The 13,341-nt window shown below is 70.6% G+C and carries 6 protein-coding genes and 2 pseudogenes; 4 read left to right on the top strand and 4 right to left on the bottom strand.

From position 1 onward, the window contains the following. Positions 1-278: 278 nt before the first annotated feature. Positions 279-833 (bottom strand): TetR/AcrR family transcriptional regulator, encoded by a 555-nt coding sequence (locus tag CKW46_RS13905; protein WP_011740974.1) that lies wholly within the window; start codon positions 831-833, stop codon positions 279-281. 470 nt (positions 834-1,303) lie between these two features. Between CKW46_RS13905 and CKW46_RS13910 the strand changes: the two genes are divergently transcribed. After that, positions 1,304-6,355 carry a PE family protein gene (locus tag CKW46_RS13910; RefSeq protein ID WP_482053276.1) on the top strand — a complete coding sequence of 1,684 codons (5,052 nt, stop codon included), beginning with the start codon at positions 1,304-1,306 and terminating at the stop codon, positions 6,353-6,355. Continuing rightward, entirely contained in the window at positions 6,294-7,088 is a 795-nt protein-coding gene (locus CKW46_RS13915; RefSeq protein WP_240274894.1) for a cytochrome P450, read from the top strand. The genes CKW46_RS13910 and CKW46_RS13915 overlap by 62 nt, the downstream gene beginning before the upstream one ends. Before the next feature lie 55 nt (positions 7,089-7,143). Here the strand turns inward: CKW46_RS13915 and CKW46_RS13920 are convergent. Then, positions 7,144-7,739 (bottom strand): annotated as a pseudogene (locus CKW46_RS13920) (TetR/AcrR family transcriptional regulator). Positions 7,740-7,756: 17 nt separating this feature from the next. Here CKW46_RS13920 and CKW46_RS13925 point away from each other — a divergent pair. Together CKW46_RS13925 and CKW46_RS13930 are read left to right on the top strand one after the other, a co-directional pair. Continuing rightward, positions 7,757-9,304 (top strand): PE family protein, encoded by a 1,548-nt coding sequence (locus CKW46_RS13925; RefSeq protein ID WP_499017885.1) that lies wholly within the window; start codon positions 7,757-7,759, stop codon positions 9,302-9,304. A gap of 1,972 nt (positions 9,305-11,276) precedes the next feature. Next, positions 11,277-12,062: a hypothetical protein gene (locus tag CKW46_RS13930; protein WP_482053277.1), complete on the top strand. Its 786-nt coding sequence runs from the start codon at positions 11,277-11,279 to the stop codon at positions 12,060-12,062. On the opposite strand, the pseudogene CKW46_RS13935 reads toward CKW46_RS13930, so the two are convergent. Continuing rightward, positions 12,059-12,739 (bottom strand): annotated as a pseudogene (locus tag CKW46_RS13935) (cysteine hydrolase family protein). The gene CKW46_RS13930 and the pseudogene CKW46_RS13935 sit on opposite strands and share 4 nt — an antisense overlap. A 92-nt stretch (positions 12,740-12,831) precedes the next feature. Beyond that, positions 12,832-13,281 (bottom strand): DUF6941 family protein, encoded by a 450-nt coding sequence (locus tag CKW46_RS13940; RefSeq protein ID WP_012394376.1) that lies wholly within the window; start codon positions 13,279-13,281, stop codon positions 12,832-12,834. Positions 13,282-13,341: the final 60 nt, after the last annotated feature.

The raw sequence follows: 13,341 nt of genomic DNA on the forward strand, positions 1-13,341 counted from the left end.
CTGGTCCGGGAAGTGACTGCCGGACATCTGAATTGATCCGACAATGCGGAAATGCGGCCGCATCGGCTGTGGCCAGGTGGGTGCCGCGCCCAGCGCCGGTACCAATATCCCATCTCGAGATAACACGATCACCCGCCGTAGCGGGGATATCAGCGATGCGTCGCAACGCTGTTTCGGGCGATGGACTTCCAGTTCGACGGCACCGCCGACGGTGGGAGACTGCAGCCCCAGGCCGCGCGGCACCGGGACCCACTCACGGGTATCCCTCGCGGCCACCGCTACTCGGCGAATACCGGTGCGACGAACTTCTCGACCATGAGGCGTTCGACGTCTTCGCTTTCGGCCGGCCAGTACATCAGCGATAGCACTACGCGGACCACCCATCTCGCGGCGTGGGGATCACCGCCGGCAAGTCCGGTGAGGTCGCTGGCCACACCCGCAAGCAGCGGCGAGTCGGCAAGCCAGGCGACTTCCTGAGTGCCGCCATGAATCGAGCTGATCATGAGTTGGCCGAGCGGGTCGGCTCGAATGCGTTGGACCGACAAGATGATCGCGGCGACGACGCGTTCTCGGCCGCTAAGATTCTCCACCGCCGAGCGGACCGAGTCGGCGATGCGTGCGGCAGCGCGTTTGACGACAACGTTGCGGATGTCGTTCTTACCGCCGACGTAGCGATAGACGGTCGCGCGCGAACAATGGACGAGGGTCGCAAGCCTGTCGATGTCGAGTTGGTTGATTCCCTCGTGGGCGATGAGGTCGGTGGCGGCGTCATAAATTCGATCGGCGGCGGCGCGGCGCCGATCGCCTCCGACGAGCCAGTCGTCGTTGGGCACTGGTCAGTGTCCTCCCCGCTCGAAATACCAAGTGGCAAGTTGTTCAAAGTAAATAACATTCTTCCGCACAGAGGTGGCGAATCAGGGTGTGGCGCAAGGTTTGGTCCCCCGCAGCTGATCTTGGTGCCAGCATGTCGATGTCAAGGGCATCCACTCCGGTGTTCGAGATGGGATCGATCAGGGCTTGATCTGAGAGTTCCGGGCGGGTCGGTGATCACCTCGTGTGAGCCACATTCTTACCTTTGCGTACTGAAAGCCGCCCCCCGTTTTGAGAAATTCATAACTTCTCAATGTGAGACGGACTCGTCCATCTATCTGGCTGCTATCACAGGTCCAAGCCCCGGCCTGAGACGACGTCGGGTGCCGCTAGCGGGCCTGTGTATCAAGTGTGTGCGACGCCGTTGACCTCGAAATCTGGGCTGGCAAGGCTGGCCCACGGAGCTCTCGTCAACGAGTGGGTAGGGGTGGGAATGTCGTTTGTGAATGTGTTGCCGGAGTATGTGGCCGCGGCTGCGTCAGACCTAGCGCGGATCGGGTCTTTGGTCGGCACCGCCAATGCACAGGCCGCGGGGGCCACTACCAGCGTGCTCGCCGCTGGTGGCGATGAGGTGTCGGAGGCGATTGCGGAGCTGTTCGGCGCACACGCTGTCGAGTATCAGTCCATCAGTACGCGGATGGCGGCCTTTCACGACGACTTCGTGCAGACAATGCGCGCGGGAGTGGGGTCCTACGCGGCCGCCGAGGTGGGCAATGCTGCACCCCTGCAGGCCGTGGAACAGGCTGCGCTGCAACTGATCAATGCGCCCACGCAATCCTGGTTCGGGCGTCCGTTGATCGGCAACGGTGCCGATGGAGCTGCCGGCACCGGGCAAGCAGGCGGGGCCGGCGGCATTTTGTGGGGCAATGGCGGCAATGGCGGCTCGGGAGGCACCGGCCAGACCGGCGGCGCTGGTGGGGCGGCGGGATTATTCGGTAATGGCGGTGCCGGGGGCGCGGGCGGCGCTGCCGGCGCGTCGGGCACCGGTGCTGCTGGCGGGGCCGGTGGCAGCGGCGGGATTCTCTACGGCAACGGCGGAATTGGCGGCGCCGGTGGACAGGGAATGGTCGGAGGTGCGGGAGGCTCCGGTGGTTGGTCCGGGCTCTGGGGCGCCGGTGGTGCCGGTGGGGTCGGTGGTGGTGCTGGTTCGGGCGACGGCGGGGTCGGTGGCGCCGGCGGCGAGGGCGGCACCGGTTTGGCGGGCGGCGCCGGTGAGTCCGGTGGAGCCGGCGGTGACGCGGGTAACGGCGGCGCCGGTGGTAGCGGTGGCTGGTTGATCGGTGCCGGTGGGGCGGGAGGCGCGGGCGGTATCGGGGGCACCGGTGGCGCCGGTGGTACCGGAGCCGACGGGCTCGTGCCGGCTAGCGCCGGTGGCACGGGCGGCAACGGCGGCAGTGGCGGCGCCGGGGGCATCGGCGGCGCTGGAGGCAAGGGCGGCCTGATCCGCTTCCTGGGCGGTGAGGGTGCCGGTGGGACCGGCGGCCAGGGCGGTACCGGTGGGGCCGCTGGTGATGGTGGCGCCGGCGCCACGGGCACGTTCGCGGGCGGGGGCGATGGCACCGGTGGAGCCGGTGGGCGCGGCGGCGACTCGGGCCTGGGTGGCGCTGGCGGCGCCGGCGGGTCCGGATTGACTACGGGCGACCGCGGCGCGGACGGGGCCATTGCCACGACCGGCGGCAACGGCGGCAGTGGTGGCCGTGGAGCCGACGCCGTCAGCGCCGGAGGCGGCGGTGGTGTCGGCGGCGCCGGTGGTGATGGCGGGCTGTATGGCAACGGCGGTGACGGTGGTGCCGGTGGGGATGGGTATGCCGGTGCCAACGGTCAGGATGCCACCGTGGCGGGTGCCTCCGGTGATGTCGGTGGTGCCGGGGGCGCCGGTGGTGCCGGGGGCATGGGGGGTGCGCTGGCAGGCCATGGTGGTGACGGCGGTGTCGGTGGGGCTGGGGCTACCGGTGGAGGTGGTGGGCTCGGCGCGGGTGGGGCTGATGGTGTTACTGGCGCCAGCCTCGATGGCACCGACGGTGGCGCCGGTGGTGTCGGTGGGGCCGGCGGTGCGGGTGGCGCGGCCGGTCAGGCCCAGGCCGTGGGGTCTTCTGACGGCGTCCAGGGAATGGGTGGGGCCGGCGGCGGTGGCGGCGCGGGCGGGACTGCCGGTGACGGTGGCAATGGCGCGGACGCGGTGGCGGGTTCTGGCATGGCCGGGGGTGACGGCGGTAACGGCGGGGATAACGGTGCCGGGGGAAGCGGTGGAGCCGGCGGAAGCGGTTCCACGACGGGCGCACACGGGGCCGACGGGGCCGCGCCCACGACTGGCGGCAACGGCGGTGACGGCGGCGATGGTGCCGCGTTCGCAGCGACCGGTGGCGACGGCGGTGGCGGTGGCGCCGGTGGTGACGGTGGGTTGTACGGCAACGGCGGGGACGGTGGTGCCGGTGGGGACGGATACACCGGCTCAGGGGGCATTTCGTCGGTCGTAGGTGGTAATGGCACCGGCGGCGGCACCGGTGGGTCCGGCGGCAATGGTGGTGCCGGCGGCATGGGCGAAGCCCTGGGCGGCGACGGTGGTGATGGTGGTGCCGGCGGCACCGGCGGCGCTGGTGGACAGGGCGGAGACGGCGGTCAAGGATTCGACGGCACCAGTTTGTCGCTCGACGGCAGCGACGGTGGCAACGGCGGAGCCGGCGGCTCCGGTGGCAATGGCGGTGCGGCTGGCCAGGCCCAGGCCACCGGCTTCGCCGATGGCACGCAGGGTGTCGGAGGCGACGGCGGCACCGGCGGGGCTGGGGGCGGCGCCGGTAGCGGCGGTGACGGAGCAAACGCGGCCGCGGGTTCTGGTCAGGCCGGGGGCGACGGTGGTCACGGTGGCGACCCTGGAGTCGGTGGGGCCGGCGGTAGCGGCGGTAGTGGCTCCACGACGGGTGCCGAAGGCGCCGACGGCGTCAGCCCGACCAGCGCAGGCAACGGCGGCAACGGCGCCAATGCCACCCTCAACGGCGCCAGCGGTGGGGCCGGCGGAGCGGGTGGCGATGGTGGGCTCTACGGCAATGGCGGCGACGGGGGCGACGGCGGTAACGGAGCCTCCGGCACAAATAGCTTCGGAGGCCTCACGCCCGGACAGGACGGTGGCGACGGCGGCGATGGCGGTAACGGCAGCACCGGAGGTAAGGGGGGTGACGCCAGCAACGGCGCCAACGGAGTCGCCGGGGGCAACCCCAACGCTGGGGACGGCGGGGACGGCGGCGCCGGGGGTGATGGGGGCGCCGGCGGCAACGGCGGCGACGCCGGTCAGGCGCAGGCGGCTGGATACTCCGACGGCACCCAAGGAGCCGGTGGTGACGGCGGCAACGGTGGCGAGGGAGGGAATCCGGGCGATGGCGGCGACGGCGCGAATGCGGCGGCGGGTTCCGGTGCGACCGGTGGAAATGGCGGGGACGGCGGTGATCCCGGTGCTGGGGGAGCTGGCGGCAAAGGCGGGACCGGTTTGACCACGGGGAGCACCGGCAAGGCGGGGACCAGTCCCACCAGTGGTGGCGACGGCGGCGACGGGGGCACCGGTGGCAGCGGCGCTACCGGATCCAAAGGGGGGACCGGTGGGGCCGGTGGCGCCGGTGGGCTCTACGGCAACGGCGGCGATGGTGGCACGGGCGGCACCGGCGGCAAAGGCGCCACGGGTGCCGGCGGCACGACGCCGGGTCTGCTCGGTGACGCCGGTGCTACCGGAGGAACCGGTGGTGACGGCGGGGCCGGGGGTCTCGGCGGAGCCCAAGCCGGCGACGGTGGCGCTGGCGGTGCCGGCGGCACGGGCGGAGTCGGCGGCCAGGGCGGCACCGGCGCCACGGGTTTGTCGATGCCCACGGGCTCGGGCGTGCAAGGTGGTAGCGGGTCTACCGGTGGTTTGGGCGGCACCGGCGGAACCGGCGGGACGGGAGGACTCGGTGGCCAGGCCCAGGCTGGCGGGTTCCAGGACGGCGTCGACGGCGCCGGGGGCGCCGGTGGCCAAGGCGGAATCGGTGGGACCGGCGGAACCGGCGGTGCTGGCGGCACCGGTAGCTATGCCACGGGGTTTGGTACCGGCGGAACCGGGGGTACCGGCGGTACGGCCGGCCAGGGCGGCAGTGGGGGCGGTGGCGGCCTCAGCGGCGACGGATCGAGCATCGGCGCAACGGGGGCATCGGGCGGTGCCGGAACCGGTGGTACGGGCGGCGTCGGCGGTGACGGCGGCGACTCGAACAGCGGCAAGAGCGGTCAGGGCGGCTTGGGAGGCGCGGGCGGCACCGGAGCGACTGGCGGCACCGGGGGTAGCGGCGGGTACGGAGGCGATTCCTACTTCGGGGCCAATGGCGGTGCCGGCGGAACCGGCGGCACCGGTGGCACTGGTACCTCGCAGGGCGGAGATGGTGGCTCGGGCGGTGACGGCGGCGACGGAGGCGATGCATCGGGCGGGCTGAGCAGTGCAGGTGATGGAGGTAACGGTGGAGCCGGCGGATTCGGCGGTATCGGGCTCAATGGTTCAGGCGGTGACGGCGGCCATGGCGGGGCCGGCGGAGCGGGGGGCCTGGGCACCGATACGGGAGTCCCACCCTTCAGTGTGACCGAACCTGGGGGCGCGGGCGGAAACGGCGGGGCCGGCGGCACCGGTGGGGTGGGAGTTGTCGATGGCAGCCCCTACCCCGGCCAAAACGGCTCCGGCGGGGCCACCGGCGGGGCACCCTCAGGCATCAATGGCGGCTCTGGCGGTAACGGCGGTCAGGGGGCTTCGGTGGCGGAGGCTAGGCCGGGAGCCGGGCAACGCTATCGAGTCGGTGGAGGGCTGGCTCGGGTGAGAACCGGTTGCAACGGGTGGGCCCGGATCTCTCAGCGTGAGACAAACCTCGCCATGTTGGCCTCAGTATGCGCAGGTATGACGCCCGCGCTGAGAATGACTGAGATCATGGTGCCGGGGGGCCGTTCTAGACTTGTTGTCGCGCCGTTGACGTGCCGTTTTCTGCCCCCAGGCTGGAGCAATGAAAGTCGCGAGCGATGCCATGACATTTTTTGGCACCGAATCTCTGCAGAATCCGTACCCGCTGTACGAGCGCATGCGCGCGGAGGGGCCGGTGCATCGCATTGCGGACTCGGAGTTCTACGCCGTGTGCGGCTGGGACGCGGTCAACGACGCCATCAGCCGCCCCGAAGACTTCTCTTCCAACCTGACCGCGACCATGACGTATTCGCCGGACGGAAAGGTCGCGGCGTTCGAGATGGATCAGCTGGGCGGGCCCACTCATGTGTTGGCCATCGCGGACGATCCCGCCCACGCGGTACACCGCAAGCTGTTGGTGCGCCATCTGGCGGCCAGGCGCATCCGCAGCTTGGAACGGTTCGTCTCCGAGACTGCAGAACGGCTTTGGTTCGATGGATTGCAGGGCGGGCGTATCGAATGGATGGACGCCATCGCCAACCGTTTGCCGATGATGGTCGTCGCCGAGCTCATCGGTCTGCCTGACGCGGACATTGCCCAGTTGGTCCAGTGGGGCTACGGCGCAACCCAGCTGCTAGAGGGGCTCGTCGACCAAGACCAGCTCGCCGACGCAGGCATCGCTGTGATGCAGCTCAGTGGCTATATCACCGAGCAATTCGCCCGAGCCGCAGCCGACCCGCAGGAGAATCTGTTGGGCGAGCTGGCTACCGCGTGTGCGACCGGGGAGCTGGACAGCCTGACCGCCAACCTGATGATGGTGATGCTGTTCGCCGCCGGGGGTGAGTCCACGGCATCACTGCTGGGTAGCGCGGTGTGGATACTGGCAACGCGTCCTGACATCCAGCAGCAGGTGCGCGACAATCCGCAGCTGCTCGGCGCGTTCGTTGAAGAAACGCTGCGCTACGAAGCCCCCTTCCGGGGCCACTACCGGCACGTACGAAATGACACCACGCTGGGCGGCCTGACTCTGCCTGCCGACTCGCACCTGCTGTTGATGTGGGGGGCGGCCAATCGGGACCCGGTCCAGTTCGATGCGCCCGAAGAGTTCCGCCTCGATCGGCCGGGCGGCAAGGGCCACATCAGTTTCGGCAAAGGGGCGCACTTCTGCGTCGGCGTCGCACTGGCACGCCTGGAGGCACAGATCGTGCTGCGCCTGCTGCTGGAACGAACCACTGTGATCGAGGCCGCTGATGTCGGGCGATGGTTGCCCAGCATGCTGGTTCGCCGGCTGGAGAATCTCGAACTGGCCGTGAGGTAAAGCCGCTCTACAGCGGTGCAACACCATTGGGAACCGACACGGGTTTGGGCCGAAGCTATGAGGCGGCTTCGGCGACGCGTGAGTTGTTTGCATCAAATCCCGATTCGTGGCCAAACGCCGGGCCGATAAACCGGTGCACGAGTTGGCGTTCAATCTCCTCGTCCTCGGCGGGCCAAAGGATCAGCGACAGCACCACTCGAACCAGCCACCCCCCGGCCTGGTGGTCACCGCCGGTGATTCCGGCGAGATCGGCCGCGAAGTTGGCTACCAGCTGGGAACCCACGAACCACTCGGCCCCGTTTGCGCTCTTTGGGAACGATCCGACAAGATGCCGGCCCAATGGGTCGGAACGGACGCCGGCAAGCGCAAACTCGACCGAGGCGACCACTCGCTCAGCGCCAGTGAGGCTTTCGGCCTGTGTGCGAACGGATTCGACGATGCGCGCCGCGGCCCGCGCGATGACAACATCGCGGATCTTGGCTTTGCCCCCGGCGTAGCGATAGATGGTCGCGCGCGAGCAGTGCACTCGGGCGGCGGCTTGTCGATGTCGAACGCGCTGAGTCCGTCGCTTGCGATCAACTCGGCGGCTGCGTCGTAGATCAGTTCGCCGGAGCCCTGGGTCTTCGATCGGGGCGGCCAATGCCGCGGCAGCGGGACCGACCACGACGGTGCTGTCCGCTGCGGCCGATGAGGTGTCGGTGGCGATTGCGACGTTGTTCGGTACTCACGCGGCCGAATATCAATCGCTCAGCACCCGGATGGCGGCGTTTCACGAACAATTTGTGCAGACGCTGACTTCGGGCACCGGAATTTATGTCAGCACGGAGACGGCTAATGCATCGCTCATATCGGCCTTGCAACTCGCGGAACAGAATGCGCTGAACGCGATTAATGCGCCCACACAGTCGTGGTTGGGACGTCCGTTGATCGGCAATGGCGTGGATGCAACGCCAGGGTCCGGCCAGGCTGGTGGGGCCGGCGGGTCGGCCGGGTTGTTTGGCAATGGCGGCGCCGGCGGAGCGGGTGGAATCAACGCGGCGGGCAACGGCGGTAGTGGCGGTGTCGGCGGGCGTGGCGGGTTGGTGTACGGCAACGGCGGCGTCGGCGGTGCTGGCGGACAGGGTGCGTTGAGTGGCGGTGCCGGCGGTGCCGGCGGAGGGGCCTGGTTGTGGGGTGCCGGCGGAGCCGGTGGATCCGGTGGCGGGGGCCTCGCTAGTGCTGGTGGTGGCGGTGGTGCCGGTGGAAATGCGGGTCTGATCGGCACCGGCGGTCTGGGTGGCGCTGGCGGTGTTGGCGGCCAAGACGGCGGGGCCGGCGGCGGCGGCAACGCCCCGCTGCTGGGGCGTGGCGGCGCAGGTGGTGTGGGCGGTGCCAGCGACGGCTTCGGCAACGGTGGGGCCGGCGGCGTCGGTGGGCGCTTGTTTGGCAGCGGTGGGGTCGGTGGCTCTGGCGGAGCGGGCGGCGTGGTCGGAACTGGCGGTGACGGCGGTTCCGGTGGCGCTGCCGCCGGGTTGTGGGGTGCCGGAGGCAGTGGGGGTGCCGGCGGAAACGGCGCCGACGGGATATCGGGCGGGATTGGTGAGTCCGGCGGCGACGGCGGCAGCGCCGGCAACGGTGGTGCCGGCGGGCGGGGTGGCTGGTTGATCGGTGCCGGCGGCGCGGGAGGCTTGGGCGGCGTCGGGGGGCTTGGCGGAGCGGGCGGTGCAGGTGCCAACGGGATTATCGCGGGTAGTGCTGGCGACGGTGGTGGAAGCGGTGGCAGCGGCGGAGTCGGTGGGGTTGGCGGAGATGGCGGCAAGGGCGGCCTGATCAGGTTCTTGGGCGGTCGGGGTGCCGGCGGGTCTGGTGGTGCTGGCGGGGCCGCGGGTGATGGCGGTGATGGGGCCGCGGGTTCATTCCTGACTGGAAGTGGCGCGCCGGTGGTGCCGGCGGGCAGGGCGGTGACCCGGGTGTGGGTGGTGCTGGTGGAGCCGGCGGTCGCGGCTCGGTCGTGGGTGACCACGGCGTCGCCGGGCAGAGCCCGACCACTGGCGGCGACGGCGGTGACGGTGGGGATGGGGCCAATGCCAGCACCGTGGGTGCCAGCGGTGGTGCTGGTGGGGCTGGTGGTGATGGTGGCCGGTACGGCAACGGTGGTGTTGGTGGTGCTGGTGGAGACGGTGGTACCGGGGGTATTGGTGGCGACGGTGGCCGTGGTGCTGACGGTACCGAGCTGAGCCTGGACGGCACCGCTGGTGGCAGTGGCGGTATGGGTGGTGTTGGTGGGGCCGGTGGCAACGGTGGTGCGGGTGGGCTGGCGCAGGCTGCGGGATTTTCCGATGGCATCCGAGGTGTCGGGGGAGCCGGTGGTGATGGTGGGGCCGGTGGAGGCGCCGGTGATGGTGGCGATGGCGCGAACGCGGCCGCCGGCTCGGGGCTAGCTGGGGGCAATGGTGGCCACGGTGGCGATAGCGGCGACGGCGGGGATGGAGGGGCTGGTGGAACCGGCTCGGTTACCGGTGCCCACGGCGCGGATGGGCTGACCCAGACCATTGGCGGCAACGGCGGTGACGGCGGTAACGGCGGCAGCGGTACGACGGGTCCCACCGGCAGCACCGGGGGCGCTGGCGGTGCGGGCGGCGACGGCGGGCGCTACGGCAATGGCGGCACCGGAGGTACCGGATCGATCGGCACGGCCGGGTCGAGCGATGTGGTGGGTGCCAACGGCGGTGCCGGTGGTTCCGGTTGGGCAGGTGGCGACGGAGGCGCCGGAGGCGTGGGTGGCACCCTGGCCGGTCACGGTGGCGATGGCGGTGACGGTGGCAGTGGCGGCACTGGCGGAACCGGCGGCCGAGGCGGCAACGGGTTCAACGGCTCGTCTAAGGCCGGCCTTAACGGTGGCGACGCGGGTGACGGGGGCGCTGGCGGCGTCGGTGGGGCCGGCGGCAACGGCGGTGCGGGTGGTTTGTCACAGGCCGCGGGATTCTCCGACGGCATCCAGGGGGGCGGTGGAGCCGGTGGTGATGGTGGGGCCGGCGGAGAGGGCGGCACCGGCGGCAGCGGAGCAAACGCGGCCGCCGGCTCGGGTGCCGTCGGCGGCAAGGGCGGCGACGGTGGCGATCCGGGCCTGGGCGGGGGCGGTGGGGCTGGTGGAGCCGGCGCCACCACCGGCGCTCATGGCGCAGACGGGCTCAGCCCCACCACCGGCGGCAACGGCGGCAAAGGCGGCAACGGCGGCAAAGGCGGCAACGGCGGCAGCGGTGCAATCGGTGTCGCCGGCGGGGCGGGAGGTGCCGGCGGTGACGGCGGGCTCTACGGCGACGGGGGCGACGGCGGTACCGGCGGCAATGGTGGCGCGGGCAAGGCTGGGGCCGCAGGTGTCTCAGCTGGTAGCAACGGTGAAGCCGGCGGACAGGCCGGCGACGGCGGCGTGGGTGGAGCAGGTGGCAAGGGCGGGGCCAATGCCGGCAATGGTGGCACCGGTGGCAGTGGCGGCGACGGCGGTGTCGGCGGAACTGGCGGGGCCGGCCAGGTCGGTACCACGGGCCCGGCAGGTGGCGCGGGCGGTGAGGGCGGTGACGGCGGCAAGGGCGGTACCGGCGGCCGCGGCGGTAATGGTGGCGCCGGCGGTACCGCGCAGGCGGTGGGCTACAGCGACGGCAGCCAGGGTGTCGGCGGTGACGGCGGGGCCGGCGGAACTGGTGGTACGGCCGGCAACGGCGGCAACGGCGGCAACGGCACCTGGGCAGTCAACAACGGGGTCGGCGGCAAGGGCGGCAACGGTGCCGCCGGCACGGCAGGCTCCTCGGGTGCCGCGTCAGGAGAAGCCGGCAAGGACGGTGGTGCTGACGGTACGGCCGGTGGGGCCGGCGGCGATGGTGGTGATGGCGGTGCCGGAGGCGCTGGCGGTGCCGGTGGCAAGGCTGTGTCCGGTGTGGGCCAGAACGGCAGCCAAGGGGCCGGGGGTAACGGCGGTGCCGCTGGTGACGGCGGCAACGGCGGCAACGGGCACAACGGCAACAACGGCAGCGTTCCGAGCGGCGGGACCGACCGAGACGGCGGCGACGGCCAGGGTGGTGGCGATGGCGGGGCTGGCGGCAACGGCGGCGCCGCGGGCGCTGGTGGCGGTGGCACCCGAGGAGCCGGTGGTGACGGTGGAGACGGCGGATTCGCCGGCACCGGCGGTCTTGGGATGGACTCGACGCCACCTTGACGAATCGCGCAGGCAACGGCGGGGACGGTGGTAGTGGCGGCGAGGCCTTTGCCGGCGGGGCCGGCGGCGCTGGCGGGACTGGGTCCACTCAGGGCAGCACCGGCACCACCGGCGCCTGGAGAGCCGGCGGTAACGGCGGCTCGGGTGGCGACGGCGGCGACGGCTTCGGTCTCTGGAACCCAGGGGAGGGCGGTCGAGGCGGTTCCGGCGGAGACGGGGGCACCGGTGGGGACGGTGGTGACGGCGGCAACGGTCTCGCCGAAATCTGGGGAGGCAGAGGTGGTAATGGGGGCGACGGTGCGATCGGGCCTGGCGGGGATGGCGGGGACGGCGGAGACGCCCCGAACCAGCAACCCGTAAGTTACAGTTCGGCTGCCTACGAGGGCGCTGATGGCGGTGACGGTGGCAACGGCACCATCGGCGGGAACGGCGGGAACGGCGGCAGGGGCGGCCCCGGATACGATGCGAGCGTTGGCATCGAGGCAAAGGTGGGTGGCACTGGCGGTGACGGCGGGAACGGCGGCAACGGCTTCAACGGCGCCGGCGGGGCCGGTGGTGACGGCGGCACCGGTGGTGCCGGCGGTACTGGGGCGCCCGCACCGTTCGGCAGCGGGGGTGCCTACGGAGGTACCGGCGGCCACGGCGGCACGGGTGGCAGCGGCGTCATCGGTGGTATCGGGGAAGGCGGCAAACTCGGCGACGCTGGCTCAGGGGGCAATCCGCCCAACGGCGACACCGGGTCCGGCGGGTCCGGTGGTGCCGGCGGCGATCCCTCCAACTAGCGTCTTGCCAGGACCGCTCGCGGGGTGTCGGCGTGGGTGCCGCCCAGTTCCGCGTGGGCCTGCCTGTCGCGGATTTTGTCGAACGCCTCGAGGAGCGCCGCGCCGGTGGCATGGGCGCCGAACACACCGCCCTGCATGGTGATCATCTTCAGGGCGGCAAGGTGATTAGCGTAGTCGGTCGCGCCGGTGCAGTCAGAGAGCAGTAGGCACTCGTACCCTCGGTCGTTGGCTTCGCGCTTCGCGCATCGTGGTGTGGACACAGACATCAGTGGCGATGCCGGTGAAGATCAGATGGGTGATACGGCGGGTGGTGAGGATCAACTCCAGATCGGTGGCGTAGAAGCTTCCCTTGCCAAGTTTGTCCACGACCATTTCTCCTGGCAACGGCGCCATCTCCGGGATGATCTCCCATCCCGGCTCACCTCGGGTGAGGCCTCGCGGGTGTGCACAATCAGCAGGCCCAGCTTCCGCGCGGTTTCGAGCACGGTCTGCGCCGGGCCCAGGGGAACACGTACCAAAGACAGGTCGTAGCCCATGGTGTCGACATAGCCGCCTTGACCGGCGAAGTCGACTTGTCAGTCGATGTTGACTAGCGCTGTCCGCCCGATGGCAATGTCGCCATCGAAAGGCCAGATGTACGGGTCGGCATCGACGGTGACTTGATCCTCAGTGCTCATTGAACCGCTCTCCTGCTGCAATCGATATCACGCCGTCCGGTGCAACGCCACCACGAAAGTGTCTTCCGCGGTGGGCATTCCGGCGCAAGCCATCACTCCGAAGGCGCCGGTGGAACACCGGGGCCGGTCACCACGAACGACTCGACCGCCGTGGCTCTGGCATAGCCTTCGACCTCCACTCGCCACTCATATATGCCCGGTTCCAGCGGAATGCCGGCAGGAATGTTGAGGGTGAGCGGCATCCGAACCGACGTACCGTGGATAGCGCCGGGCGGTCGCCCTGCCTCGGCGGAGGCTTCGAAGAGCACACGCTGCGGTCCGTTCGGCCCCGGCACCACGACCAAGTCACCATCGGTAGTCAACAGCTGGCACTTCAGCTTGTGCTGCTTGTTGGTCTCATTCCAGTCAATGTCTACGAAAAGCACTAAAGCAAAAGGGGGCGTGGGTGTTTGGCACTGTCGCCAACCCAGGCCGAGGGTGTGGATCTTTCCGGACTGAACGTCGGCATGGGCGGCATCGGCAAGAAAGACGCTGACCTTCATGCGCGGACCCGCATCCCGATCGCTCGTGCGGGGAACTCCTTTGGGCTGGACCCTGCGTTT

It is taken from the genome of Mycobacterium liflandii (genome assembly GCF_022354805.1).
Classification (GTDB): domain Bacteria; phylum Actinomycetota; class Actinomycetes; order Mycobacteriales; family Mycobacteriaceae; genus Mycobacterium; species Mycobacterium marinum.